General features: G+C 69.9%; 22 protein-coding genes, 1 pseudogene and 1 riboswitch. Of the genes and pseudogenes, 11 read left to right on the top strand and 12 right to left on the bottom strand.

Annotated features, from left to right (window positions below):
• Positions 1 to 3: 3 nt before the first annotated feature.
• The 3 genes from BLW57_RS12000 to BLW57_RS12010 form a co-directional block, all read right to left on the bottom strand.
• The gene (locus tag BLW57_RS12000; protein WP_093474294.1) at positions 4 to 531 is read right to left on the bottom strand and encodes a hypothetical protein; all 528 of its coding nucleotides are present in this window, start codon (positions 529 to 531) and stop codon (positions 4 to 6) included.
• A 348-nt stretch (positions 532 to 879) separates the two neighbouring features.
• Positions 880 to 2073 carry a polyamine ABC transporter substrate-binding protein gene (locus tag BLW57_RS12005; protein ID WP_093474295.1) on the bottom strand — a complete coding sequence of 398 codons (1194 nt, stop codon included), beginning with the start codon at positions 2071 to 2073 and terminating at the stop codon, positions 880 to 882.
• A 502-nt stretch (positions 2074 to 2575) separates the two neighbouring features.
• Positions 2576 to 4015: a gamma-aminobutyraldehyde dehydrogenase gene (locus BLW57_RS12010; protein WP_093474296.1), complete on the bottom strand. Its 1440-nt coding sequence runs from the start codon at positions 4013 to 4015 to the stop codon at positions 2576 to 2578.
• Positions 4016 to 4220: 205 nt separating this feature from the next.
• On the opposite strand from BLW57_RS12010, the gene BLW57_RS12015 reads away from it, so the two are divergent.
• From BLW57_RS12015 to BLW57_RS12045, 7 genes are all read left to right on the top strand, one after another.
• Positions 4221 to 4739, top strand: a complete 519-nt coding sequence (locus BLW57_RS12015; protein ID WP_073890070.1) for an Lrp/AsnC family transcriptional regulator — start codon at positions 4221 to 4223, stop codon at positions 4737 to 4739.
• Between the two features lie 2 nt (positions 4740 to 4741).
• On the top strand, positions 4742 to 6106 hold the full coding sequence (locus BLW57_RS12020; protein ID WP_093474298.1) for an aspartate aminotransferase family protein: 1365 nt from the start codon (positions 4742 to 4744) through the stop codon (positions 6104 to 6106).
• A 199-nt stretch (positions 6107 to 6305) separates the two neighbouring features.
• The gene (locus BLW57_RS12025; RefSeq protein WP_093474300.1) at positions 6306 to 7046 is read left to right on the top strand and encodes an ABC transporter ATP-binding protein; all 741 of its coding nucleotides are present in this window, start codon (positions 6306 to 6308) and stop codon (positions 7044 to 7046) included.
• Positions 7028 to 8500: a hypothetical protein gene (locus BLW57_RS12030; RefSeq protein ID WP_093474301.1), complete on the top strand. Its 1473-nt coding sequence runs from the start codon at positions 7028 to 7030 to the stop codon at positions 8498 to 8500. The genes BLW57_RS12025 and BLW57_RS12030 overlap by 19 nt, the downstream gene beginning before the upstream one ends.
• 112 nt (positions 8501 to 8612) lie before the next feature.
• Positions 8613 to 9020 (top strand): VOC family protein, encoded by a 408-nt coding sequence (locus BLW57_RS12035; protein ID WP_093480665.1) that lies wholly within the window; start codon positions 8613 to 8615, stop codon positions 9018 to 9020.
• Between the two features lie 37 nt (positions 9021 to 9057).
• Positions 9058 to 10182, top strand: a complete 1125-nt coding sequence (locus BLW57_RS12040; protein WP_093474303.1) for an LOG family protein — start codon at positions 9058 to 9060, stop codon at positions 10180 to 10182.
• A 159-nt stretch (positions 10183 to 10341) separates the two neighbouring features.
• Entirely contained in the window at positions 10342 to 11031 is a 690-nt protein-coding gene (locus tag BLW57_RS12045) for an LAETG motif-containing sortase-dependent surface protein (protein ID WP_256339469.1), read from the top strand.
• A gap of 110 nt (positions 11032 to 11141) precedes the next feature.
• Here BLW57_RS12045 and BLW57_RS12050 read toward each other — a convergent pair whose 3' ends face one another.
• From BLW57_RS12050 to rlmN, 4 genes are all read right to left on the bottom strand, one after another.
• Positions 11142 to 12161 (bottom strand): ABC transporter ATP-binding protein, encoded by a 1020-nt coding sequence (locus BLW57_RS12050; protein ID WP_093474306.1) that lies wholly within the window; start codon positions 12159 to 12161, stop codon positions 11142 to 11144.
• A complete protein-coding gene (locus tag BLW57_RS12055; protein ID WP_093480666.1) occupies positions 12161 to 13762 on the bottom strand; it encodes an ABC transporter permease in 1602 nt (533 codons plus the stop codon). The genes BLW57_RS12050 and BLW57_RS12055 overlap by 1 nt, the downstream gene beginning before the upstream one ends.
• A gap of 38 nt (positions 13763 to 13800) precedes the next feature.
• Positions 13801 to 14874 (bottom strand): thiamine ABC transporter substrate-binding protein, encoded by a 1074-nt coding sequence (locus tag BLW57_RS12060; RefSeq protein ID WP_093474307.1) that lies wholly within the window; start codon positions 14872 to 14874, stop codon positions 13801 to 13803.
• Positions 14875 to 14955: 81 nt separating this feature from the next.
• A riboswitch (TPP riboswitch) is annotated at positions 14956 to 15063 on the bottom strand.
• Positions 15064 to 15086: 23 nt separating this feature from the next.
• Entirely contained in the window at positions 15087 to 16193 is a 1107-nt protein-coding gene (gene rlmN / locus BLW57_RS12065) for a dual-specificity RNA methyltransferase RlmN (RefSeq protein WP_093474309.1), read from the bottom strand.
• A gap of 207 nt (positions 16194 to 16400) precedes the next feature.
• Between rlmN and BLW57_RS12070 the strand changes: the two genes are divergently transcribed.
• The gene (locus tag BLW57_RS12070) at positions 16401 to 16586 is read left to right on the top strand and encodes a hypothetical protein (RefSeq protein ID WP_093474310.1); all 186 of its coding nucleotides are present in this window, start codon (positions 16401 to 16403) and stop codon (positions 16584 to 16586) included.
• A gap of 951 nt (positions 16587 to 17537) precedes the next feature.
• Here BLW57_RS12070 and BLW57_RS12080 read toward each other — a convergent pair.
• From BLW57_RS12080 to BLW57_RS12100, 5 genes are all read right to left on the bottom strand, one after another.
• Positions 17538 to 18812, bottom strand: coding sequence for a lipocalin-like domain-containing protein (locus BLW57_RS12080; RefSeq protein WP_093474312.1), 1275 nt, complete (start codon positions 18810 to 18812; stop codon positions 17538 to 17540).
• Between the two features lie 768 nt (positions 18813 to 19580).
• The gene (locus tag BLW57_RS12085) at positions 19581 to 19907 is read right to left on the bottom strand and encodes a hypothetical protein (RefSeq protein WP_093474313.1); all 327 of its coding nucleotides are present in this window, start codon (positions 19905 to 19907) and stop codon (positions 19581 to 19583) included.
• 98 nt (positions 19908 to 20005) lie between these two features.
• Positions 20006 to 20215: a hypothetical protein gene (locus BLW57_RS12090; protein WP_093474315.1), complete on the bottom strand. Its 210-nt coding sequence runs from the start codon at positions 20213 to 20215 to the stop codon at positions 20006 to 20008.
• Between the two features lie 14 nt (positions 20216 to 20229).
• Positions 20230 to 20718, bottom strand: coding sequence for an NUDIX domain-containing protein (locus BLW57_RS12095; RefSeq protein ID WP_093474316.1), 489 nt, complete (start codon positions 20716 to 20718; stop codon positions 20230 to 20232).
• A gap of 19 nt (positions 20719 to 20737) precedes the next feature.
• Positions 20738 to 21766 carry an XRE family transcriptional regulator gene (locus tag BLW57_RS12100; RefSeq protein WP_176985369.1) on the bottom strand — a complete coding sequence of 343 codons (1029 nt, stop codon included), beginning with the start codon at positions 21764 to 21766 and terminating at the stop codon, positions 20738 to 20740.
• Between BLW57_RS12100 and repSA the strand changes: the two are divergent.
• From repSA to BLW57_RS12115, 3 genes and pseudogenes are all read left to right on the top strand, one after another.
• Positions 21761 to 22135 (top strand): annotated as a pseudogene (gene repSA / locus BLW57_RS12105) (replication initiator protein RepSA); the annotation flags it as partial. The gene BLW57_RS12100 and the pseudogene repSA overlap by 6 nt on opposite strands.
• Positions 22132 to 22329: a helix-turn-helix domain-containing protein gene (locus tag BLW57_RS12110; RefSeq protein WP_093474319.1), complete on the top strand. Its 198-nt coding sequence runs from the start codon at positions 22132 to 22134 to the stop codon at positions 22327 to 22329. The pseudogene repSA and the gene BLW57_RS12110, both read left to right, overlap by 4 nt.
• Positions 22329 to 23558: a tyrosine-type recombinase/integrase gene (locus BLW57_RS12115; RefSeq protein WP_093474321.1), complete on the top strand. Its 1230-nt coding sequence runs from the start codon at positions 22329 to 22331 to the stop codon at positions 23556 to 23558. The genes BLW57_RS12110 and BLW57_RS12115 overlap by 1 nt, the downstream gene beginning before the upstream one ends.
• Positions 23559 to 23735: the final 177 nt, after the last annotated feature.

The raw sequence follows: 23735 nt of genomic DNA on the forward strand, positions 1-23735 counted from the left end.
GATCTAGCCGACGGCCGGAGCCGGCAGGGCCGTCGGCGCGCCGAGCGCCTCCAGCCGCTTGATCTTCTTCCGTACGACGTACAGCGGGAGGACGCCGAGGATCCCGAAGGACATGTCGATCAGGGTCCACCAGAAGGGGATCCCCCGGACCGGTCCGCACACGAGGGCGAGCGGGATGATCCCGGCGCAGGCGATCATCCCGAACTCGATCACCCAGATGTTGCGGACCGGGTCGCGGTAGGGGCCGTAGAAGGCGACCGCGATGACGAGGTGGGCGAAGGCGAGCCAGTCCGTCCCGTACAGCACGAACGGGTACTCGGCGTCGACCGTGTCGAGCCCGTCCCGCACCCGGGAGATCCACTCCATGAGCCCGGGCAGCAGGTCGGGTACGGACAGCGCCCGCAAAACGCTCTCGGTCCAGCGCAGTTCGTGCACCAGGGGGAAGGCGGTGGCCCCGCTGAGGACGAGGCACACCACGAAGATGACCAGCCAGACGCGAATGCCCTTGAGCAGGGCGGCTCTGTCGCTCATGGCAGCAGCGTACGCCTACATTTGAACGTGTTCAAAAACCAATCGCCAGGACACGGTCCGGTGTTGTCCCTGCGCGACGTGGAACCGCTCGGCAGTCCAGTCGTCCGGGTCCTGACCGCACGTCCTCGCGTCCCGGCAGGGCCGGACGGCACGGCGCGTGCAGCCGATCCCCATGGCCGCCACGTCCGGGGGCGAGGCCGGCGACAGCAGTGCGGCGAGACGGCCCGGTAACGGTCCGGGCCGACGAGGGTGCACAGGTCACCCCCATGTCCCGCCACCACACGAGCAGTTCCACCCTCGCCGGCGAGCGCGCCAGCCACCCCTGCCACTGCGCGGCCCACTCCGCTGTCAGAGCCCCACGATCCCGTTCCACCGTTTCGCGAATTCCACCCGTTCCTCGGACGTGATGTCCCGGGCGACGGCGAGGCGGGATCGCATGCCGGTGTCGGGGAAGATCAGGGCGTTGTCGGCGAGGGCCGCCGTGTCCTTGTCCTTGTCGGCGGCCAGGATCTCGCGGGCCGTCGGCACCGGGCAGACGTAGTTGACCCAGGCGGCGAGTCGCGCGGCGACCGCGGGGTCGTAGTAGTAGTCGATCAGGCGCTCGGCGTTGGCCTTGTGCCGGGCCCGGTCGGGGATCATCAGCGAGTCGGCCCACAGCTCGCCGCCCTCCTCGGGCACGACGAAGTGGATGTCGGGGTTGTCCGCCTGGAGCTGGATGACGTCGCCGGAGTACGCCTGGCAGGCCAGCACGTCCCCGCTGACCAGGTCCTTGGTGTAGTCGTTGCCGGTGAAGCGGCGGATCTGGCCTGCGTGGACCTCCCGTTCCACCTGGTCGCAGACCCGGTGGAAGTCGTCCGCGGTCCACCGGGTGATGTCCACCCCGTTGCCCTGCATGAGCAGCGCGAACGCCTCGTCCAGGCCGGACAGCAGGGTCACCCGCCCCTTGAGGTCGCTCGCCCAGAGGTCCTTCACGTGCCGTATCTCGCGGCCGAGCTTGCGCCGGTTGTAGGCGATGCCGGTGATGCCGGACTGCCACGGCACGGTGAACCGGCGGCCCTTGTCGAAGGCCGGCGAGCGCAGCAGCGGGTCGAGGTGTGCCGCGACGTTCGGCTGGGCCGCGCGGTCCATCTCCTGCACCCAGCCCAGGTGGACGAAACGGGCGCACATCCAGTCGCTGGTGACGATCAGGTCCCGGCCGGTCGACTGGTGGTTCATCAGCGCGGGGCTGATCTTGCCGAAGAACTCGTCGTTGTCGTTGATCTCCTCGACGTAGTCCACGGAGATCCCGGTGCGCTTCTCGAACGCCTCCAGGGTGGGCCGCCGGTTGGGGTCGTCGTCGTCCGTGTCGATGTACAGCGGCCAGTTCGCCCACTTCAGCTTCTTGTCGGCCGCGGACTCGTCTGCCACGGCCCGGTCGCCGGGCCCGACGTAGGCGGCGGGGACGCCGCAGCCGGTCAGGGCACCGAGCACGGCGGTACCGCCGAGCGCGGCCAGAAGGGAACGGCGGGACAGCGCGGAGGTACGGGAGGAAGTCTGGGGCACCCGGGAAGCATGCCGCTCCGCTCGGTGGACGGGCAATCGACGCAGCGTCGAGCGGGACGGGCCCTGTCCGACACCCTGTCGATCACCGCGCCGAGCCGGGCGGGAAGCAAAGCTCCGCGGCGAGCAGCGGAGCGCCCGCGCAGGGCAGACCGCCCGGCTGAGAAGCAGAGCCCCGGCTCACGGCACACAGCCCCGGCGAGCAGCCGAACCCCAGCACAAGGCACACAGCCCCGGCGAGCAGCCGAACCCCAGCACAAGGCACACAGCCCCGGCGAGCAGCCGAACCCCAGCACAAGGCACACCGCCCCGGCGAGCAGCCGAACCCCAGCACAAGGCACACCGCCCCGGCGAGCAGCCGAACCCCAAGCACAGGGCACGCCGCCCCCGCCAAGCCGCAGAGCCCTCCCGCAGACCTCCGGACGGGAAACGCGCGGCCCCCGGACGGGGAGGTGTCCCGTCCGGGGGCCGGAGCCGGCGCGGTTCCGCTCGAACCGCGGCGGGTCTACTCGCCGAGCGACGTCATGACGTGCTTGATCCGCGTGTAGTCCTCGAAGCCGTACGCCGACAGGTCCTTGCCGTAGCCGGACTTCTTGAAGCCGCCGTGGGGCATCTCGGCGACCAGCGGGATGTGGGTGTTGATCCACACGCAGCCGAAGTCGAGCTTCTTGGACATGCGCATCGCGCGGGAGTGGTCCTTGGTCCACACCGAGGACGCGAGGGCGTACTCGACGCCGTTGGCCCACTCGACGGCCTGGTCCTCGTCCGAGAAGGACTGGACGGTGATGACCGGGCCGAAGACCTCGTTCTGGATGATCTCGTCGTCCTGCTTGAGGCCGGAGACGACGGTCGGGGCGTAGAAGTAGCCCTTGTCGCCGACCCGCTGGCCGCCCGTCTCGACCTTGGCGTGGGCCGGCAGGCGGTCGATGAAGCCGGTGACCTGCTTGAGCTGGTTGGGGTTGTTCAGCGGGCCGTAGAGCACGTCCTCGTCGTCCGGCTGCCCGGTCTTCGTCTCGGCGGCGGCCTTGGCGAGCGCGGCCACGAACTCGTCGTGGATGGACTCCTGGACGAGGACGCGGGTCGCGGCCGTGCAGTCCTGGCCGGCGTTGAAGAAACCCGCCACCGAGATGTCCTCGACGGCCTTGGCGATGTCGGTGTCCTCGAACACGACGACCGGGGCCTTGCCGCCCAGCTCCAGGTGGACGCGCTTGACGTCCTTGGAGGCGGACTCGGCGACGGACATGCCCGCGCGGACGGAGCCGGTGATGGAGGCCATCGCCGGGGTCGGGTGCTCGACCATCGCGCGGCCGGTGTCGCGGTCGCCGCAGACGACGTTGAAGACGCCCTTGGGGAGGATCGAGCCGATGATGTCGGCGATCAGGACGGTCGACGCGGGGGTCGTGTCCGACGGCTTCAGGACGACGGTGTTGCCCGCGGCGATGGCCGGGGCGAACTTCCACACGGCCATCATCATCGGGTAGTTCCACGGCGCGACCTGCGCGCAGACGCCGACCGGCTCACGGCGGATGATCGAGGTCATCCCCTCCATGTACTCGCCGGCCGAACGCCCCTCCAGCAGCCGGGCCGCACCCGCGAAGAAGCGGATCTGGTCGACCATCGGCGGGATCTCCTCGGAGCGGGTCAGCCCGGTCGGCTTGCCCGTGTTCTCCACCTCGGCCGCGATCAAGTCCTCGGCGCGCTCCTCGAACGCGTCCGCGATCTTCAGGAGGGCCTTCTGGCGCTCGGCCGGCGTCGTGTCGCGCCAGGCCGGGAAGGCGCGGGCGGCGGCCTCCATGGCGGCGTCGACGTCCGCCTGTGCGGACAGCGGCGCGGTCGCGTACGCCTCGCCCGTCGCGGGGTTGACCACCTCGGTGGTCCGTCCGTCGGCGGCGTCCCGGAACTCACCGTCGATGTAGTTGCGCAGACGACGCAGCTCGGTGCTCACTGCCGGCCTCCTGATCTGGTTCGAGGGTTCGAGCTGTCCAGCGCGGTCAGCCTGTCCGGCTGTCCGATCACTGAGACACCCCACCCTAATCCGCCGACCCGCGTTTTCAACACCCCTGTCGGCACTCCTTCTGCGAAATCCGCAAGACTGGGAGTCGTAAACAACGAATTTCATCGCTACGGCCTTGCGAAACTGTCGAGACGTCGTGCAGAGTGAGGTCGTGGCCAGTCGAAGCGCAGACCAGAGGGACTCGTCCCGCGAGTCCAGGAACGGCACTCCCCAGCTGGATGCCGTCTCCCTCGCCATCATCCAGCAGCTCCAGGAGGACGGCCGCCGGCCGTACGCCGCGATCGGCAAGGCGGTCGGCCTGTCCGAGGCGGCCGTGCGCCAGCGCGTCCAGAAGCTGCTGGACCAGGGCGTGATGCAGATCGTCGCCGTCACGGACCCGCTCACCGTGGGCTTCCGCAGGCAGGCGATGGTCGGCGTCAACGTCGAGGGCGATGTCGAGTCCATCGCGGACGCGCTGACCGGCATGTCGGAAGTCGAGTACGTGGTGATGGCCGCGGGCTCGTTCGACATCCTCGCCGAGATCGTCTGCGAGGACGACGACCACCTGCTGGACGTCATCAACAAACGCATCCGGGCCCTGCCCGGCGTGCGCTCCACCGAGAGCTTCGTCTACCTCAAGCTCAAGAAGCAGACCTACATGTGGGGAACCCGATAACCGTGAGTTCAAAGGACCTCAGCAAGACCGCGTACGACCACCTGTGGATGCACTTCACCCGCATGTCCTCGTACGAGAACTCCCCCGTCCCGACCATCGTGCGGGGTGAGGGCACCTACATCTACGACGACAAGGGCAAGCGCTACCTCGACGGTCTCGCGGGCCTGTTCGTGGTCCAGGCCGGCCACGGCCGCACGGAACTCGCCGAGACCGCCTTCAAGCAGGCCCAGGAACTCGCCTTCTTCCCGGTGTGGTCCTACGCCCACCCCAAGGCCGTCGAGCTGGCCGAGCGCCTCGCCGACGAGGCCCCGGGCGACCTGAACAAGGTCTTCTTCACCACCGGCGGCGGCGAGGCGGTCGAGACCGCCTGGAAGCTCGCCAAGCAGTACTTCAAGCTGGTCGGCAAGCCCACCAAGTACAAGGTCATCTCCCGCGCGGTCGCCTACCACGGCACCCCGCAGGGCGCCCTGTCCATCACCGGCCTGCCGGGCCTGAAGGCCCCCTTCGAGCCGCTGGTGCCGGGCGCGCACAAGGTGCCGAACACCAACATCTACCGCGCGCCGATCTTCGGTGACGACCCGGAGGCCTTCGGCCGCTGGGCCGCCGACCAGATCGAGCAGCAGATCCTCTTCGAGGGCCCGGACACCGTCGCCGCGGTCTTCCTGGAGCCCGTGCAGAACGCCGGCGGCTGCTTCCCGCCCCCGCCCGGCTACTTCCAGCGCGTGCGCGAGATCTGCGACCAGTACGACGTGCTGCTGGTCTCGGACGAGGTCATCTGCGCCTTCGGCCGCCTGGGCACTACCTTCGCCTGCGACAAGTTCGGCTACGTCCCGGACATGATCACCTGCGCCAAGGGCATGACCTCGGGCTACTCCCCGATCGGCGCGTGCATCGTCTCGGACCGGCTCGCCGAGCCGTTCTACAAGGGCGACAACACCTTCCTGCACGGCTACACCTTCGGTGGCCACCCGGTGTCCGCCGCGGTGGGTCTCGCCAACCTCGACCTGTTCGAGCGCGAGGGCCTCAACCAGCACGTGCTCGACAACGAGGGCGCCTTCCTGCAGACCCTGCAGAAGCTGCACGACCTGCCGATCGTCGGCGACGTCCGCGGCAACGGCTTCTTCTACGGCATCGAGCTGGTGAAGGACAAGAACACCAGGGAGTCCTTCAACGACGAGGAGACCGAGCGCGTCCTGTACGGCTTCCTCTCCAAGGCCCTGTTCGACAACGGCCTCTACTGCCGTGCCGACGACCGCGGCGACCCGGTCATCCAGCTCGCCCCGCCGCTGATCTCCAACCAGGAGACCTTCGACGAGATCGAGCAGATCCTGCGCGCGACGCTGACGGAGGCGTGGACCAAGCTCTGATCCCGATCCGTCCGATCAGCTGATCAACACCGGCCCCGGTGCCACCCGTTCGAGTGAGAACGGCGGCCCGGGGCCGTGTGCTGTCCGGCCTCCCTGGTAGGGCTGCCTAGCGTTCCAGTGACCGATCGGCCCAGCCCTCGTTCCCCCGCACGGGGGAACGGACACCGGGAAAACGGATCAGAACCGAGGTGTTACGCCCATGGAGGCCCCGCCGGACAACGACGTGCTCTGGGCACGCTCCCTGCACTTCACCCACCCCGACGGCTCCCCCGGACTCACCGGTGTCTCGCTCGGCGTCCGGGAGGGCGAGATCCTCGCCGTCAGCGGCCCGCGCGGCAGCGGCAAGACCACCCTGCTGCGCTGTCTGTCCGGCCAGGTGCCGGTGCGGCGCGGCGAGGTCTGGTTCAACAGCGCGCCCGTGCACACCCTGGGCCCGATCGCCCGGGAGAGGCTGCGCCGGGACCGTTTCGGCTGGATCGACCCCGAACCGGTCCTGGTGCCCGAGCTGAACGTGTGGGAGAACGCCGCGCTCCCGCTGATGCTGCGCGGGGCCGGCCGCCGACGGGCCAAGGTGGCCGCGCTGGAGTGGCTGGAGCGCCTGGACGTCGGCGACCGGGTCCGCAACCGCCCGCACGAGCTGCGGCACTCCGAACGCCAGCGCGTCGCCATCGCCCGCGCCCTCGCCCCCGCCCCCACGGTCCTCTTCGCCGACGAACCGACGGCACCGCTGCACCGCGCCGACCGCGGCCACGTCCTGCGCACCTTGACCGCGGCGGCCCGTTCGCACGGCATCACCGTCGTCCTGGCCACGCACGACGCGGAGACGGCCGCCCTGGCCGACCGTACGGTCGCGCTGCTGGACGGGCGGAGCGTCCGTACCGTGCACCTGCCCGAAGCCGCCGGCACGGAAGGCCGGGCGGCGTGCTCGCTCTCCGTCTGACCCGCGCCGCCCGCCCCGCCGTACAGCTGCGCCGCCTGCTGGTGGCCGCCGCCTCGGCGGGCACCGGCTTCCTCCTCCTGTCCTGCCTCGGCTACGCCCTGGACCGCCCCGAGGCGGCGGGGGGCGGCGCGCTGCGCCTGGCCTGGTGCGCGGTGCCGCTCGCCGCCACCGTGTACTTCGCCCTCGCGGTGGCCCGCACCGACCCCGGCACCCGGCCACGCCCGGGGCTCTCCGCCGTCGGCCTCGGCCCGGCCCGTCTGATGGCGATCTCGGCGCTGACCACGGCCCTGTCCTGCACGGTCGGCTCGCTCCTGGCGCTGCTGTTCTTCCTGCATCTGCGCGGCGACCTGAAGGGGCTGCCCTTCGACGGCGCCGCCGCGGACTTCCTCGCCGCCGGCCGGCCCCTCCCCGTCCCCGCGGCCCTGACCCTGCTGGCCCTGGCACCCGCGGCCGCCTCGGCCACGGTCGCCCTCGCCTTCCGCCCGACGGACCCCCGCCCGGCTCCCCGGGGCGCGCTGCGGCTCGGCCGCTTCGGGGCGCACGGCCGCGCGGCGGCGAGGGACACGTTCGGGTCGTACGGCAGGTTCGGGACCGGCACCCGGGCACGGGCGGCCGGCACCGGGCCGGACGCGGCCGAGGCGCGCACCGCGGGCGGCCGTGCCACCGGGGCGACGGAGACCCCGCGCGAGCGCAGCCGGACGTCGGCGCTGGTGGGTGCGGACGGCACCGTCTCCGCGCCGGACGGCACCCTGCCGACGCCGGGTGCCGCGGCGGACGACGAGCCCACGGGCCAGGACACCGGCCCGGACGGCGCCGAGGCCACGCCCCCCGCGGTCACGGTCCCCGCGCCCGTCGGCAAGGTCCCCGCGGATCTGCCCTGGGGCATCGCCCTGCTCGCCGCCGGCCTGACCGTCCACGCGTACGCCGGCCGGTCCGGCCCCGCCCCGCCCCTCGTCACCCTGCCCGGCGAGGCCGTCACGGTGCTGCTCGGCTGGCTGCTGACGACCGTCGGTTTCGTCCTCGTCGCCCCCGGCCTCACCCACCTCTGCGGCCTGCTCCTGCAGTGCGCGCGTCCCGGTGCGCTCCGGCTGCTCGCCGGCCGTGTCCTGATGTCCGAGGCCGGCCGGATCGGCCGCCCCCTCGGCGTGGTCTGCGCGGTGGCATCGGCCGCTTACGCCATGACCTCGCTGTACTCCGGCTCGGCGCCCTCCTACGGCCCGCTGACCGCCCTCGGCGCGCTCCTGGTCGCCGGCTGCACGGTCGCGACCCTGCTCACCGCGGCTGTCGAGGCCCGCCAGTGCCGCGCCGACACCATCGCGGCGCTGCTCCGGCTCGGCGCGCCGGCCGGCATGCTGCGCGGCGCGGCCGCCCTGCGCGTGGCCGCCCTGCTGGCCCTGTTCGGCCCGCTCACCGTGGCGATCGCCGCCCTTGCGGCACTCCCGGCGGCCCGCTGACCGGCCCGGCCGGAAAGAAGGCCGCCGGCCGCCGATGAGTTCGGCGCGGGCCGCCGGTCTACCCACCGACCGCGAACACCGCGGCCGGAACACCCCGACGGGAGACGCCTCCATGTACCAGCAGATGATCTTCGTGAACCTGCCCGTGAACGACCTCGACGCCTCGAAGAAGTTCTTCACGGAGCTGGGCTACACGATCAACCCGCAGTTCAGCGACGAGAAGGCGGCCTCGGTGGTGATCAGCGACACCATCGTCGCGATGCTGCTCACCAAGCCGTTCTACTCGACCTTCACCAAGAAGGAGATCGCCGACGCGACGACGACCAGCGAGGTGCTGATCTGTCTGAGCGCCGAGAGCCGCGAGAAGGTCGACGAGCTGGTCGACCGGGCCATCGCGGTCGGCGGCACGGCGAGCGGCGAGACCCAGGACCACGGCTTCATGTACGGCCGCTCCTTCGACGACCCCGACGGCCACACCTGGGAGGTCGTGTGGATGGACCCGGCCGCGGTGCAGGGCTGACAGTCTCCCGGCCCAACAGCCGTGCCAGCATGGGCGGGTGCATCCGACACCCGCCCAGCCGCACCGCGCCGCCCCGGACCGCGAGATAGAGTCCCTCGCCGAGTTCGACGAGGTGGTCGCCGCGCACGGCTCACTCGCCCGGTTCCGTATACAGGCGGTCGACCTGACCGGCCGCACCGCCGACCTCCTCCGCCTCGACGCCACCGGCGCCGTCTTCCTCGGCTGCCCGATGAGCCCCGAGGCCGCCGCCCGGGTCCGGTCGTCCGGCGCCCTGGTCTTCCCGCCCGTCCCGGGCCTCCCCTTCGATCCGTACCGCGGCTTCGTCTACTCACCCGACGAACTCTTCGAGTCCCTGGCCGAGGGGTACGAGGCGACGCCTGACGCCCGGGCCTACGCCTGGTTCCAGCGGACGAAGGCCGACGGTGACGTCTTCTCCTCCATGCTGCGCGCCGTCCACGACGACGCCGTATCCGACGCACTGGACGAACTCCTCGTCGGCGCCCGGGTCGTGGGCGTCATGGGCGGTCACGCGATGGAACGCGGGACCACCGCGTACGCCGGTGCGGCCCGGCTCGGCCGCGAGCTGACCCGCGCCGGATACACCGTCGCCACCGGCGGCGGACCGGGCGCGATGGAGGCAGCCAACCTCGGCGCGTACACCGCCCCCTTCGCCGACCGCATGCTCGACGAGGCCCTTCGACTGCTCGCCAAGGCGCCCTCGTTCCGGCCGTCCGTCACCAACTGGGCGCGGGCCGCCTTCGAGGTGCGCGAACGCTGGCCCGGTGGCGGGGAGTCGGTGGGCATCCCCACCTGGTTCTACGGCCACGAGCCGCCGAACGCCTTCGCCTCGCACCTCGCCAAGTACTTCGCCAACGCGACCCGCGAGGACGGACTACTGGCCCGCTCCAACGCCGGTGTGGTCTTCCTGCCGGGCGCGGCCGGGACCGTACAGGAGATCTTCGACAACGCGACCCCGAACTACTACGAGTCGCGCGGGGAGCCGACTGCGATGGTGCTCGTCGACGAGGCGCACTGGACGACGGAGTTGCCGGCATGGGGGTTGCTGCAAGCGCTGGCGCGGGGCCGTGCGATGGAGTCCCGAATCGCCCTCGTTGACCGGATCGAGCACGCCGCGGACACGATCAAACGTCTGGGCAGTTAATAAGACGGCAAAGCCAACGGTTGTTGACGGCATATGCATTGACACTGCTTACGGAGCGCTTATAGACCTGTGAGCCTCTTGGGGGTGCTGGGGCCTCACCTCATCCCTCGCCCCAACACCCTGTAAACCCCCCGCAGTTATGCTCTGTAAAGGACAAACGTGTCCATAACTCGCCGCAGCGTACGCCGTTCCGTGCGCATCCTCGGTGTTGCGTCCGCCTCCGCCGCGGTGGTGCTGGGTCTGTCCAGCTCCGCTCTCGCGTGCAACATCCGTGACTTCAAGGCCGAAGCCAAGTGCGACGGCGAAAAGGGCCTCATCGTCGTCACCGACACCGACGCCTCCCGCGTCAAGGCCACCGTCACCGTCTTCCTGGAGGGTGACGGCGGCGTCGAGACCAAGGTGGGCGAGCAGGAGGTCACCGGTTCGAAGGAGGGGACCCAGGTCTCCTTCCCGGAGAACTGGAAGCCCGACGCGACCTACCGCGTCCACATCAAGGCCGGGAAGATCGTCGACGAGGACATCAAGCCCGACCTGGTGACCCAGTCGACCGCCTGCAAGACCGAGGAGAGCAAGTCTCCGACGCCGACGGCCTCCACCAAGCCGTCGCCGTCCGAGTCCACCCCGGCCGAGTCGGCGACGCCGACCCCGTCGGAGTCCGAGTCGAGCTCCGCCCCGGCGGGCACGTCGAGCAACGCGCCGTCCCCGGCGGCCGGTGACTCGAACCTCGCCGAGACCGGTGCCAACTCCAACACCGGCCTGATCGCCGGTGTCGCGGGTGCCCTCGTCGTCGTCGGCGGTGGCGCGGTCTTCTTCGGCATGCGCCGACGTGGAACGCGCGGCAACGGCTGACGCCCTCCCGTACGGCACCGCGGCCCGTCCTCCTATCCCCAGGGGGCGGGCCGCGGTCATGTCCGACGCGAGCGGGTCCAGGCCGTGAAGCGGGCCGGGCGGCCCGCCGATCAGTCGAGTACGACGATCTCCGCGGCGTCGAACTCCACGCCGACCGGGTCCCCGGCCTCCGGCGCGTCCCGGAGCGCGCAGGCCGCCTCCAGACGGGGCCCGTCCTGGGGCTGGAGGTGGACCGCCACATGGGTGCCCCTGAAGGTGCGGGCGGTCACCGTGCAGGGCAGGCCGGCGTCGGACGCCACGAGCCGTACCCCGGCGGGCCGGACGAGGAGCGTGCGGTTCCCCTGCGGCGAGCCGTCGGGGACCGGCACCTTGCCCCAGGGGCTGTCGGCGGCCGAGCCGACGACGGTCGCCGGGACCACGTTGTCGAAGCCGAGGAAGCGGGCCACGAACGCGTCGGCGGGCCGCTGCCACACCTCCAGGGGCGTCCCGGACTGCGCGATCCGCCCGTCCCGCATCACCACCACCCGGTCGGCCAGCGCGAACGCCTCGCCTTGGTCGTGGGTGACGGCGAGCACGGTCGTCCCCAGCCGGCCGAACAGCTCCCGCAACTCGACGACCAGCCGTTCCCGCAGGGAGCGGTCGAGCTGGCCGAGCGGCTCGTCCAGCAGGAGGATCCGGGGCCGGGGCGCGAGCGCCCGGGCGAGGGCCACCCGCTGCTGCTCCCCGCCGGACAGCGCGGCCACGGCCCGCCGGGCCGCCCCCGGCAGCCCGACCAGCGCCAGCAACCGGCCCACCTCGGCGTCCCGTTCGCCCTTGGCGACCCCGTGCATGCGCAGCCCGAAGGCCACGTTCGCGCCGACGTCCCGCTGCGGGAAGAGCTGGTGGTCCTGGAACATCAGGCCGACCCCGCGCCGGTGCGCGGGCGTGCGCGTCCGGTCGCGGCCGTCCAGCAGCACCCGCCCGGAGTGCAGCGGCTGGAGCCCGGCCACCGCCCGCAGCAGCGTCGACTTGCCACTGCCGCTGGGCCCGAGCACACACACCACCTCGTGCTCGGCGACGTCGAGGCCGACCGCGTCGAGCGCGGCCCGCTCACCGAAGCGCACGGTCGCGGCATCGAGGCTCAGCAGCATCAGAACTCCCCCGTCCGGTCGGTGCGCAGCCGCTCCAGCACCAGCAGCGCAGCGGCGCAGACCATCATGAGAATGGTCGAAAGGGCCATCGCCTGGCCGTAGTTGAGCTCTCCGGGGCGGCTCAGCAGCCGGGCCACCGCCACCGGGAGCGTCGGGTTGTCGGGACGCGCGATGAACACGGTCGCGCCGAACTCGCCGAGGGACACCGCGAACGCGAAGCCGGCCGCGACCAGCAGCGCCCGCCGCACCATCGGCAGGTCCACCTCACGCCACGCCCGCCAGGGGGACGCGCCGAGCACGGCCGCCGCCTCCCGCAGCCGCCCGTCCACCGCGCGCAGCACGGGCAGCATGGTCCGTACGACGAAGGGGGCGCCCACCAGCGCCTGGGCCAGCGGCACCAGGATCCAGGACTGGCGCAGATCCAGCGGCGGCTTGTCGAGCGCGATCAGGAAGCCGAAGCCGACGGTCACGGCGGACACGCCGAGCGGCAGCATCAGCAGCGCGTCGAAACCCCGTACCAGCCGTCCCGCGTCCCGGCGGGCCAGCGCGGCGGCGGCGAGACCTCCGATCACCACGGCGATGGCGGTGGCGGCGAGGGCGTACTCGAGCGAGGTCCACACGGCCTGCACGGGCGCCACCAGGAACGTACCGCCGTCGGAATCGGTCAGGGCCCGGTAGTAGCCGAGGCCCCAGCCGTCGAGGGAACGCCGGACGAGTACGGCGAGCGGCAGGAGCAGCAGCACCGCGACGGTGGCGAGGACCCCGGCGAGCAGCGCCCACTGCCCGAACCCGCGCGGCCGGCGGACGGTCGTCTTCGGGTCGACGAGCCGCAGGGCGGTCTCGCGCCGCCGTACGGTCCAGGCGTGCACGGCGAGGATCGCGCCGACCGCGGCGAACTGGACGAGGGTGAGGACGGCGGCCGTGGACAGGTCGAAGACCTCGGAGGTCTGCCGGTAGATCTCCACTTCGAGGGTGGAGAAGGCCGGTCCGCCGAGGATCTGCACGACCCCGAAGGAGGTGAAGGTGAACAGGAACACCATCAGGGCGGCGGCGGCCACGGCGGGCGCGAGCGCGGGCAGGGTGACCTTGCGCCAGGCCGTGAGCGGTGAGGCGCCCAGCATCCGGGCGGCCTCCTCCTGGCGGGGGTCGAGCTGGGACCAGAGCCCGCCGACCGTGCGGACGACGACCGCGTAGTTGAAGAAGACGTGGGCCAGCAGGATCGCCCACACCGTGGTGTCCAGCCGTACCCCCCACAGCTCGTCCAGCAGCCCGTTGTGGCCGACCAGCGCCAGGAAGGCGCTGCCGACGACGACGGTGGGCAGCACGAACGGAACCGTGACGACGGCCCGCAGCAGCTGTTTGCCCGGGAAGTCGAGGCGGGCGAAGACATGGGCGGCGGGCAGCGCGAGCAGCAGGGTGAGCGCGGTGGAGGCGAGCGCCTGCCAGGTGGTGAACCACAGCACGTGCCGGATGTCCGGCTGGGTGACCACGTCCACGATCCGCCCGAATCGCCAGGCGCCGTCCGCCTTCAGCCCGCGCGTGACGATCGCGGCCACGGGCCAGGCGAAGAACAGCGCGAAGAACGCGACGGGCAGGGCCATCAGGCCGAGCCGCGCCGCGCTCCCCCGCCGGGACACGGCTACCTCAGTACGAGCGACGTCCACGACTTGACCCACTGGTCGCGGTTGGCGGCGATCTTCCCGGGCGCCATGGTCTCGGGGTGCTCGGCGGCCGGGCCGTACTCGGTGAACTCGGTGGGCACCCCGGCTCCCCGCACCACCGGGTAGACGTACATGTTCAGCGGCATGTCCTCCTGGAACTCCTTGGAGACCAGGAAGTCGATGAACGCCTTGCCGCCCTTGGTGTTCCGCGCGTTGTCGAGCAGCCCGGCGAACTCGATCTGCCGGAAGCAGGTGCCGGTGGCGACTCCGGTCGGGGCGGTGCCGGGCCGCTTCTTGGCGTAGATCACCTCGGCGGGCGGCGAGGAGGCGTACGAGACCACGAGCGGGCGGTCACCGCCGGCCTTCCTGCCTCCGGTGGAGCCGGAGAACTCCTGGGAGTAGGCCTGCTCCCAGCCGTCGACCACCTTGACGCCGTTGGCCTTGAGCTTCTTCCAGTAGTCCTGCCAGCCCTGGTCGCCGTACTCGGCGGCGCTGCCGAGCAGGAAGCCGAGGCCGGGCGAGGAGGTGGCCGCGTTCTCGGTGACGAGGAGGTTCTTGTACGCGGGCTCGGCGAGGTCCGCGAAGGTCCGCGGCGGGGCCAGCTTGTGCTTGCTGAACCAGGCCTTGTCGTAGTTGACGCAGATGTCGCCGTAGTCGACGGGCGTGACCCGGTGCTTGTCCTTGTCCAGCTGGTACGGGGCGCCGACCTTGTCGAGGCCCTTGGCCGTGTAGGGCTGGAACAGCCCGTTGTCGAGGGCGCGGGAGAGCAGGGTGTTGTCGACGCCGAAGAAGACGTCGCCCTGCGGATGGTCCTTGGTCAGGATGGCCTTGTTGACGGCCTGGCCGGCGTCGCCGTCCTCGAGGATCCTGAGCTTGTAGCCGGACTGCTTCTCGAAGTCCCGTTGCACCTTCTTGGAGACGGCCCACGAGTCGTGGCTGACCAGGGTAACGGTCCTGCTGTCACCGGACGCCTTGCTCTCGCCGGAACCGCACGCGGACAGGCTGATCAGGCCGAGCCCGACCGCCACGGCCACCAAGGTCTTGTTGTGCACTGGATGTCCTCCTGGGGTTGGCCAGGAAGAGACGCGGCCCCGCCCGGGTCCCGCGAGGGGGCCCGGGCAGGGCGCAACAGCTTGAGTGAAAGACCGAACTTCCTACCCAGAATGACCTGGGCGAGGTTCAGAGGGTCTGCGGCCCGGTTGCCGCACTCTCAGCGCTGTGGCGCTCCCCTGTCGGAATATGAGGTTGTCGGAACGTGGCCAGATTACCGCTCGGTCGCGGCGAGCTGACCGCAGGCTCCGTCGATCTCCTGGCCACGGGTGTCCCGGACCGTGACGGGTACGCCGTGCGCGGCGATGGCCTCGACGAACGCCTTCTCGTCCTCCGGCCGGGAGGCGGTCCACTTGGAACCGGGAGTCGGGTTGAGCGGGATCAGGTTGACGTGCACCGGCTTGCCCTTGAGCAGCCGGCCGAGCCGGTCGCCGCGCCAGGCCTGGTCGTTGATGTCCCGGATCAGCGCGTACTCGATCGACAGCCGGCGGCCGCTCTTCTCGACGTAGTCGAACCCGGCGTCCAGCACCTCGCGCACCTTCCACCGCGTGTTCACGGGGACGAGGGTGTCGCGCAGCTCGTCGTCGGGGGCGTGCAGGGAGATCGCGAGCCGGCACTTGAAGCCCTCGTCGGCGAACCGGTGGATGGCCGGCACCAGCCCGACGGTGGAGACGGTGATACCGCGCTGGGACAGACCGAGCCCGTCCGGGGCCGGATCGGTCAGCGCGCGGATGGCGCCCACGACCCGCTTGTAGTTGGCGAGCGGCTCGCCCATCCCCATGAAGACGATGTTGGACAGCCGCGCCGGACCGCCGGGCACCTCGCCGTCGCGCAGCGCCCGCATGCCGTCCACGATCTGGTGGACGATCTCGGCGGTGGACAGGTTCCGGTCGAGGCCGGCCTGGCCGGTGGCGCAGAACGGGCAGTTCATCCCGCACCCGGCCTGCGAGCTGATGCACATGGTGACCCGGTCCGGGTACCGCATCAGCACGGACTCCACGAGCGTCCCGTCGAACAGCCGCCACAGCGTCTTGCGCGTGGTCCCCTGGTCGGTCGACAGATGCCGTACGACGGTCATCAGCTCCGGGAACAGCGCCTCCTGCAGCCTGCCGCGCGCCCCGGCGGGGATGTCGGTCCACTGCTCGGGGTCGTGCGCGTACCGCGCGAAGTAGTGCTGCGAGAGCTGCTTGGCACGGAACGGCTTCTCCCCGATCTCGGCCACCGCGTCCTTGCGCTCGGCGGGCGAGAGGTCGGCGAGATGCCGCGGCGGCTTCTTGGCTCCGCGCGGCGCGACAAAGATGAGTTCTCCGGGCTTAGGCATGGCTGTACCAGTGTCGCAGATCCAATTGGGTGACCTGCGGGTGTCGGGCTGGACACCTGTCGCTGGCGGTCGTCGTCTGTCGCCGCTGATCCCCCTCGGACGGCCCAGAGACGGCCCAGAAACAGCGCGGGATAACGCGTTGACCTGGCTGTGGAGGTGGGGTGTGATCACCCTATGGGTCCTGGCAACAGCGAGACGGATGCAGGCGTGGCCGACGACATGATCGTCGCTGGGCGGATCATCATCGGGCTGAAGACGCTACGTGATCACCTCGGCTGCTCTCTGCATGAAGCCCTCGACGCCTACGTCGCACGCTACGAGGTGCTGCGACGGGAACGTCCGGCCGACTTCACCAAGAGCCACGAGGAGTACTGGGCGAACTTCTACTCATGACCCAATGGACGCGATCTTGAAGACCGTCGTGGCGCGAGTCACCGTGGGTTCAAATCCCACACCCACCGCCAGGTGAAACGGCCCCTGACCAGGTAACCCGGTCAGGGGCCGTTCTCATGAGCGTTGTCCGCCAGTGACCGCTGCTCCCCGCTGTTTCCCAGCTGAACGGGCACGGGAAGGGCACGGCCACCTTCTGATCAGCCGGCATCCGCACCGCCTACGGGGACGACGTGATCGAGCAGTAGCTCCAGCGCGATCGGTCGGCGGGGGGCATACCGGCCGCTGGGCGGGCCCGGAGGGACGCTACCGTGCGGGGGCGGTTACTAGGGTTGCGGTACCTGGCTGCTGTACCGCACGATCCAAACGGGGTGACCATGGAACGGCATGTGCCGGAATCGCTGTTGATCGGTGATGACGAGGCGTCCGTGATAGCTCTGGCCGCCCTCCGCAGTGGCGCCCCCTACTCGGTGGAGGAGCGGGTACAACCCACTGGTGCGCATGCTGGCGTCTTCAGTCGCCGACTTCAGCGCATGCGGATGCGCGGATTCGAACCTCCTGGCCTGGAGCGAGCAGTGCAGCTCATCAGGGAATATGGCCGGCCTGTGCGCACAGCGCTGATCGATCCTGACAATCGGACACGGTTCACCCTGCTCTTCCTCACCGAGGACGGCAGCGCACTCGTGGCCTGCGCTAGCTGGCCACGGCCGCTGGTTGCCAGGAAGCCCCCGCTTTAGGAGTTCGATCCGAACCCCCTCCGGCTGCTGCAATCGATGGGCACGGCTGCCGGACAGAGGTGCTGGTGTACGTACCCGTCCGCCGTCGTTGATGTCAGCCGTGGATGTCAGGTCGCGATTTAGCCTCATTTGGCGATCACGTGTCGGCGGGCTCGGTGGCCGAGGCCCCCAGGATCGCAAGTGGCCAACGCTCGTATGGACCCAGAAACCCGCCCTCCTACGAGAGCATGGGGAAGGTCTCGGTGAGGGAGTTGGGCAGTTCGAGGAACGCCTTCCCGATGATCGGCCCGGTGAGGGAGTCCTTGCGGATCCAGGAGGCTCCCTCGTAGATGGTGTGCCCGCCTGTGCCGTACGGGGGGTAGCCGAACGGCATCTCGTAGCTTTCGAAGATCGGGGTGTAGTACCAGGTGCCGTAGGGGGTGCGCAGGCGTGCGTAGACCGGGTAGTTGCGTCCGCTGACGGGTGACTTCCAGGTCTTGAGGGGTTCGAACTGCACGGCTTCGCCGAACCCGTAGGAGGGGCCGCTGCTGGGGGTTGCGTACACGTAGCGGCCGATGTTCAGCAGCGGCTTGTTCTTCTGGTCGTACCACTGCCGGTAGGTGAAGATCGAGCCGTCGTTGAACTGGAGCGCCGACCACACGTACGCCGCCACCCACGGGAATTTCGCGATGGAGAAGTTCCCCCACTGGTGCTCGAACCACATCGAGCCGCTGATCCGTCGCGTGCGGTTGCCGATGGTGATGGTGCCGGTGATGTTCTGTTTCGGGGCGCCGTAGTAGTAGGAGAGCGAGGACATCGTCTGCGGGTCGGCCTGCCCGGTCCAGGGCGTGTTCTCGTTCTCCACGCCGTACGGCGTCATGGGGATGTAGCCGTACGGAGTGTGGGTCCTGAGCTCCACCTTCATGTTGATCTTCGCGTTGGTGTTGGTCGTCACGCTCGTGAAACTCAGCGACCAGATGTCGGCTTTGGCGCGGTGGATCGTGGTGAAGCTGGTGTTCCCGCCCTGTGCGCTGTAGAGGAAGTCGTTGAGCGAGTCGGATCCCGGAGGGGCGGTCGCGGTCAGCGGTTCGGGCAGGGTCCGTTCCGTCCAGACGAAGTCGTGCGTCTTGAGGTTGCCCAGGGAGAAGAAGAAGCGACGTTGCGTCTGGCCTGGGGAGACGCCCTCGTTGAAGACGTTGTAGAAGAGCCCGAGGTCTTCGCCGGTGTCCTGGTCGGTGACGTATCCGGTCCAGTAGTGCCACTCCTCCAGCAGGCCGCCGTTGTAGATGCCGGCCGCGTGCCACTTGTGGTCCTCGGGCAGGGTGAACAGAGAGTGGGCCGAGGTGGTGGCGAGGCGCTCCGGCTGGCCCGGATTCCCGGTGGCCTCGCCGCCGGTGGGCTCCATGTTGAGCGTCGTGCAGGCTGCCAGGGGTGTGGCAGCGCCCAGTGCCAGCGCGGAGCGCAGGATGCCGCGGCGGCTGGGCGGCCCGGCCGTGCCTTCACTGGCGCTCATACTGGGGTGCTTGGCGTCCGCGGTGGGTATGTCCGAGGTCGAGTTGTGCTGATCTGTCGGCTCCGTTTCAGCATCCGCGACCACAGTGATCACCAGGCGAGACGAGGCGTCCACATTTAGTGACGCATGCGGCTGAACCTATGCCAGCTGGGCATGTGCAGCATCTCGGGCAGCGGCATTCGGATGTCCCCGAGACGCATACAGCCCACATTCGCGACGAATTCGGTTAGGAGCGGTGGGCCCCCGCAGCGTCTCACTCCGGTCACCACTCCCCAGCTCCCATCCCGTACGCCGTCGACCCACACTCCGTGGAGCAGGCGTGGTTCATGGCGTCCAGGTGGAGCGCGCCACTGTACGAACGACCTGGACGCCAAGGGCCGCGTCTGCTCGGCTTTGCCTGGGTCGATGGCGTACGGGATGGGAGCCCCTAGCATCTGCCACGACGAGCCCGCAGTCGGCGACGGCGCCCCCTCCATCCCGGTGCCGGCCGATCCCCCGCCGGAGGCTCTGTTCTGACCGTGGCCGTGCATGCGGTGATCGGTTCATGGCCTCCGGCCCTATCCACATGTGGGCGCGCGTCGGCGCAGCGCGGGCGGAGCGGGCCGGAGGCAGGAGCGTTGCCCACAGCGGAGCCGGGAGCGCGCCCGGCGGAGCGGAGCGCAGCCGGGGCTTGATGAAGTAGGGAAAGTCTTACCGCGCTCTGCTCACAGAGCGATGTCCGCTCCCGGTAGATGCTTGTTTCGGTCCCAGCTGATGTCGAGGCCGACCTCACGGTCGCTCACTCTGGCGGTGCATGGGCGGCCGATCGAGTACTTCGACGTACATGATCCGGCCATCAACGACGTCCAGGCACAGCATGCCTCGCGAGGGCAAAAGCGGCACACACCGATGACCAGGGCCGTATGGCTGCCCCCGCGGATGAGCTGCGGTCTGGAAGCTCTGGCAAAAGTCATCGCCGCAGCCGCACTCGTCAACCAGACGAAGATCCCACGCACAGATGGCTAGCTCACGTTCTCCTTCGTTCTCCAGGAGAGTGATCAGCTCTGTGACGAGCCCCGGAAAGACGGCGCGGACAAGGGGGTAGTCCTGCTCCATGACCGGAGGGTAACTGGAGACGGGACAGTCCCTAAGGCCCACCGTCAAACATCACCTGGGACCAGAACCGTCAAGCATCAGCTGTGATCCGGCACTGATCACAGAGCGAACGGTTCGTAGGCCAGTGCTCGGTCCACGACCTTCTCGGCCGTCATCTGGGGGTCGAAGTCCCAGAAGATGTAGTCACTGACGTGTGGGCAGCCGAGTCCGCGGACCAGTGCTGCGATGATCTCGTCGGCTTCGGCCTCGTCGGCGTAGTCGGAGTCCATGAGCCGCTGAACAAGGCCGATGCCTGCTTCTCGGCTCATGCTGCGTGGTGTGGTCATGCGGCCTTGCCGCCGGGTTTCTGCCCGTGTTCGAGGGAGACCGGTGCGGCCTCGTTTCGGGCTGCTGTCGCTGCGAGGACGCGTCGGGCCAGTCGTGGGATCGTGCGCTCGGTGATCTGCTCCGGGGAGAGGAACTCGAAGCTCTTCAGCTCGTCGGGCTGCAAGGTGATCTGTGCCAGGTCCTCCTGGCTGAGCCGGCCGCCGTCGAACAGGTACAGCACCTTGTCGCCCTCGGCCTCATTCGGGGCCCAGTCGACCGCGAGCAGGCGCCCGATGGGCGGGGTGGTGATGCCCAGCTCCTCCTGGACCTCGCGGATGGCAGCGTGCAGCGGGGACTCGCCAGTCTCGACGTATCCGCCGGGGATCTCCCAGTAGTCCTTGTACGTGGGTTCCACCATGAGGACCCGTCCCGCGGCATCAAAGAAGAGCGCACCCGCTGCCATGCGCGGGTGCGCCATCTTCGCTTCCTGTGCATTCGGCGCCATGCAGCCGAGCGTACCCAGCTCAGACGACATGCGGCCTGTCGGCCAGGTCCGCCAGACTGCGGCTGGGCTTGCCTCGCTGGTTCCGCACCCAGGTGAGTACGAGCTCGCGCGCGAGGTAGTGGCTTCGTACCTGCTCGGGGGCCCAGCTCTCCGCTTCCAGGATCTTGGCCAGTGCGTCGTCCATGCGGTTGTGGGCGCTGAGGGCTCGGGCCACCTCGAGGTTGTGCCGGGTCCGGCGCTCGGTCGGCAGGCCGCTGGTGTCGATCTGCGGGCCCAGGTCGACGGCGACCTGCATGTCTCCCAGCTCTGCGGCGGTCGCCACTCGGTGGATGGCCACGTTCGTCGGGCCGAAAGCGGTCCAGACATGGTTGGCATCGGTTCCGAGGCGCTGCGCCGCCCGGTCGGCCTCCGTGATGAAGGCCTGAGTGGTTGCGCGGTCCTCCGCTCGGGCCGCTGCGATGGAGCCCGCGAGGAACAGTGTCCCGTAGATGGACAGAAACTCGGGGCTTGCATTGTCCATGCCGGGGCGGAGGTACTCGCCGGCGTCTCCGACGAGTTGTGTGGCGGCATCGAAGCGGCCGTTGGACAGCAGGCAGTGAGCCACGGAGCGGAACAGGGACCCGGTCACCACCGCATTGCCGGACTGCTGGGCTGCGGCCAGGCCGCGGTCGGCCGCGATCCATGCAAGGTCGGTCTCTCCGATCTTGGTGAGCACCATGGCCGCGCCCTGATAGGTCATCGCCATGAGTTCGTGCGCCTGCTCGCGTTCCCGGCCTTCGTAGGCCTGGGCCGCAATGAGCGCGTCGGCCAGCAGCAACGGCAGACGGCGGGTGGCGAACGCGTAACGGGAGTCCTGGTAGGCGTCCCAGACCTCACCGACGCTGGCACGGAGTTCGTCGAGCGAGGTCGCCTCGCCCTCGGTGGTGACCCCCAACAGCGGAGTGAGCTGGCGGTAGTTCATCAGCGCCGAGCGAAGCGCCGGCACCGTGCGGGTGCCGCTGTCGGCTGTCCACTCCAGCAGGGTCGGCTCGGCGAGCAGGTCGACCACACCCGCCGCCTGATCGAAGCCTGCAAGTTGCTCGATCCGCTGTATCCGGAGCGCCGCCTGTGGGCCTGGGCGCACATGCTCGGCTTCCGCGGCCACTTCTCCTCGAAGTCCCGCCGCTACTCCACCACCCTCGGCGCTCTCCGCCAGGCCCGCGCCGACTACCGCGCGGCGCAGGAGCACGCCGCCCTCGTCCTCGAGGACCAGGAGCCGGACACCGTCCTGGTCCTAACCGACTGGCAGCACGCGGGCCACGGCCACACGCCCGGTGAATCCGTCCTGGCCGCCACCATCGCCCGCGGCCTCCAGCTCAACCGTGAAACCGCCCGTGAAGCCCTGCAAGACCTGGCCCTGGAAGGAGCCGCCGCATGACCGTCCGCACGCTTCCCGAGCGGTACCTGACCCCGGCCGACGTCGCCGAGCTGCTCGGTGTTCCGGTCGAGACGCTCTACCAGTGGCGGCGCAAGCGCACAGGTCCTCCGGCCTTCCGCGTCGGCCGGCATCTTCGCTACGACCCTGTCCGGCTTCGTCAGTGGGTCGACGGGCTGACCGAGGTGGCCGCCTGATGCCCGGCCACGTGCAGGAGCGCTGGTACAAGACCGAGACGGGCCCGGACGGCAAGCCTATGAAGGTGAAGACCGACCGCTACGGCAGCGGCCTCCGCTACCGGGCTCGGTACGTCGGGCCGGACGGCACCGAGAAGAGCCGGTCCTTCCCCGACCGTCAGAAGCGCAAGGCGGAAGAGTGGCTGGCCGAGACGGCTGCCGACATGTCCCGCGGTCAGTACGTCGACCCAAAGGCCGCCCGGATGACCTTCCAGCAGTACGCGGAGCGCTGGATCACCGGGCAGACGACCGACCTGAACACCCGCATCGGAGTGGAGACCCGGCTCCGGCTACACGCCTTCCCTCGCATCGGGGCGCGCCCGCTCGGCTCCTTCCGCCCGGTCCACATCCGCGAGTTCGTGCGCGACCTGGAGAACGACTCGATAGGCGGCACCTACGCCCGCAACGCCAACGTCCGCGCGGTGCTTTCGGCCGCCGTGGATGACGGCCACCTCGCCCGGAATCCGTGCTCGGCGGCATCTGTCCGGCCGCCCGCCGTCTCGACCGCCCGGGTCGTGCCGTGGCTCCCGTCCCAGGTTCGTGCGGTCCGGGACGCTCTGCCCGAGCGGTACCAGGCCATGGTCTCCGTGGGCAGCGGCTGCGGTCTCCGGCAGGGCGAGATCATCGGTCTGTCGGAGGACGCCGTGCAGCTCGACGGAGACACGCTGCGGGTCACCACTCAGGTCAAGCTGATCCGGGGTGTCGCGGTCTTCGCTCCGCCCAAGGGCAACAAGGAGCGGGACGTACCGCTGCCGTCCTCGGTGGCGTCCGCCCTGCGGCAGCACACGAAGAGTCACCCGCCCGTGGGCATCAAGCTGCCGTGGGGCAGGCCGGACGGCCCGTTGACCGAGCGGCGCCTGATCTTCACCAACAAGGCCGCTGGAATCGTCTGGCGCAGCAACTTCAACACCCATGAGTGGAAGCCCGCTCTCGCGTCTGCCGGCCTCATCCCGACGCCCGAACCGGGTAAGCCGTACGCCTCCGCGCGGCAGCACGGGATGCACGCCCTTCGCCACTTCTACGCCTCGGTCCTCCTGGACTCGGGCGAGAGCATCAAGGCCGTGAGCGAGTACCTCGGCCATGCCGATCCGGCGATGACGCTGCGGGTGTACGCCCACTTGATGCCCAGCAGCAGCGAGCGAGCCCGCCGGGCCCTGGACGCGGTCTTCGACACGGCCCAGGAGCCCTGACGGCCCAGAGGCGGCCCAGCGGGCTTAGGACAGCCCCCTACCGGCGACATCATCGCTGGTGGGGGGCTTCTTCGTGCCCGCAGCACATCAGTTCTCCGGGCTTAGGCATAGCGTTACCAGTGTCGCAGATCCACATGGGTGACCCGGGGGTGTGGCCCGCTCGACCGGCCGCAGCAG

Origin of the sequence: Streptomyces sp. 1222.5 (assembly GCF_900105245.1) — a bacterium.
GTDB classification, from domain to species: domain Bacteria; phylum Actinomycetota; class Actinomycetes; order Streptomycetales; family Streptomycetaceae; genus Streptomyces; species Streptomyces albidocamelliae.